3 protein-coding genes are annotated in these 2226 nt (G+C 72.8%); all 3 read right to left on the reverse strand.

What is annotated here, in order from left to right:
* Window positions 1-74: 74 nt before the first annotated feature.
* The 3 genes from ACWEN3_RS45625 to ACWEN3_RS45635 all read right to left on the reverse strand — a co-directional run bounded on the left by ACWEN3_RS45625 (window position 75) and on the right by ACWEN3_RS45635 (window position 1838).
* The gene (locus ACWEN3_RS45625; protein WP_452984237.1) at window positions 75-383 is read right to left on the reverse strand and encodes a hypothetical protein; all 309 of its coding nucleotides are present in this window, start codon (window positions 381-383) and stop codon (window positions 75-77) included.
* Window positions 380-1063 carry a DUF4255 domain-containing protein gene (locus ACWEN3_RS45630; RefSeq protein WP_452984239.1) on the reverse strand — a complete coding sequence of 228 codons (684 nt, stop codon included), beginning with the start codon at window positions 1061-1063 and terminating at the stop codon, window positions 380-382. The genes ACWEN3_RS45625 and ACWEN3_RS45630 overlap by 4 nt, the downstream gene beginning before the upstream one ends.
* Before the next feature lie 139 nt (window positions 1064-1202).
* Entirely contained in the window at window positions 1203-1838 is a 636-nt protein-coding gene (locus tag ACWEN3_RS45635; RefSeq protein WP_452984241.1) for a helix-turn-helix transcriptional regulator, read from the reverse strand.
* Window positions 1839-2226 lie beyond the last annotated feature (388 nt).

Consider the following 2226-nt stretch of genomic DNA (forward strand, 5'->3'; position numbering starts at 1 on the left):
AATATTTATATCTTACGCCCACCACCGATAACTAAACGTTGAGAAAAACACTATTTCACTACACGACGCTCTTCCTATCTTTCGCCGGTGCCCCCGCGCGCGGTGCGGTACGCCGGCGCCGGCTCCACCGGGCGCAGCAGATGCCGTACGGCCTCCTCCGAGAGGTACAGGCCGCGCAACGGGTCGCCGGCCGTGGGGTCGTCGGCCGACCGGTGCTCCACCAGCGCGGCGGCCCGGTCGCGCAGCACCGCGAGACGGCCGAGCAGAGGACCGGCGTGCGCGGCGTCGGAGGCTTCGGCGGCGGCACGTGACGCGCCGCGGGCCCGGGCGTCGTCCGGGGTCTTCTCCGTCGCCCGTCCGTTCGCCGTGGTGTCCGCCGTCACCGTGCCGGCCCCAGCCTGCGGGCCCGGGCCGCCGCCCGGCGGGCCTCCTTCGCCGCCGCCACCTGCCGCGGGCGGTGCGCGCGCTCCTCGGGCTCCTCGGGGGCGCCGTCCAGACCGCGGACCCGGACCGCGGCACCCTCGGTGACCGGGGGCCCGGCGTCGTACTCGGGATACGCCGGGAAGGGCGCCGTCACCACGACGTCCAGGGACGGCTTCAGTTCCCCGCCGAGCGCCGACCAGATCTCCGCCAGCGAACGCGACTCGGTCTGGATGCCGGCCACCGACACCGGCACCGCCATGCCCAGGGCGCCCAGCGAGCCGGGGAGTTCGCTCGCCGGCAGCACTTCCTTGGGGATCAGCGTCGCCAGCACCGCCGAGATCAGCCGGTGTTCGTCCTGCGGCTGCTTCGTCCAGGCCGTCACGAGGTACGACAGCCGGAACCACCGCGGCGGCTGCCGGAGCTTCACGATCGCGTCGTGTTCGTCGCGCACCGGCATGTGCCCCCGCTGGCGGCGGTGGACGTCCTCGCGGATGTCGTAGAGATAGGCGTTGATCGCGGGCGCGTTGCGGCGGGCGGCCCAGTCGCGGGTCGGCGCGTCGAAGGAGACGTCGACACCGGATCCGGCGAGCGCGCCGCCGGTGAGCAGGCGCTTGAGCACCTCGTCCACCTCGTGGATCACCCTTGCGCTCCCGCCCTGCCGTGCTCAGCCCTGCCTGCCGTTCATCGTCCCGTCTGCCCCGGCCGTCGCGCAGGCGCGCCGGGGACGCCCCACGGGCACCGGCGGTTGCCCAAGGGGGCGGCCCTGTCTGCCTGTTCGGTCAGATGTAGCCTTCCCGGAGGGCATGGGCCACGGCGTGTGCGCGATTGCGAAGGTGCAGTCGTGTCGTCAGGCCGTGCACGACGTTCTTGACCGTGCGTTCGGAGTAGGACAGTTTGCCGGCGATCTCCCCGGTGTCGAGCCCCTCGGCGACCAGCCGCATGACATCGACCTCACGTGCCGTCAGGCCCGAGGCGGGCGCGCCGGGACGACCGGCGGTGCTGCGGTGCATCGTCCCCACCTGGCTGATGAGCCTGCCGAGCAGATCGGCGGGCAGGTCACCGTCGCCGCGCGCCGCGGCGAGCACGGCCTGCACCAGACGGGTCGCGGTGGCCTCGCGGCGCCACACGATCGTGCCGACCCCGCACTCGATGACGTCGAGCAGTTCGGACTCCCTGAGGGTGCCCACCACCAGCACGGCCCGCGCGCCCTCGCTGCGCACCACCCGGCGCAACCGGGTCAGCGCCGCCTCGTCGAGCGCGTCGTCGAGGAGCAGCGCCACCGTGCCGGGGCCGGTGTCGGCCTCGTCGCGCAGATCGATCTCCGGATACCGGCGCAGCTGGCTGAGCGCGCCCTCCCGTGAGATCGGGTCGGCGGCGTGCACCGCCACGGGTATCCGCTCTCCCGAGCCGGCCATTCCCGGGTGCGGGGTCCGTAATGAGCTGAGCAATCGATTCCCCCATGTCCACGTGCCCGTCACCTCTGTGGGGTCGCTGACGGGCGTGTGCTGTCCACACTCCCGGGGCGGATGTGGTGCGGGCAATCGTGGAGGACCACGAGCAGCACCACGAGATCGGCCGAACAACGACCACGGAGGCCCCCTGTGACCGCCCTTACAGAACCCGCAAGGCGTGTACGGGCATCTCAACGGGCGAGTGATCAGCCTGGGGAGGCAGACATGTCGCGACCGCCGGAACACCACGAGGCCCTCGCGCTGCTGGCGGCCGAGGCCGGGCGCGCCCGGTCGGGCGCGGGCCGGCTGGTCGTGCTGCGCGGGGCCACCGGAACGGGCCGCACGACGGTCC

This window comes from Streptomyces sp. NPDC004561, from assembly GCF_053602155.1.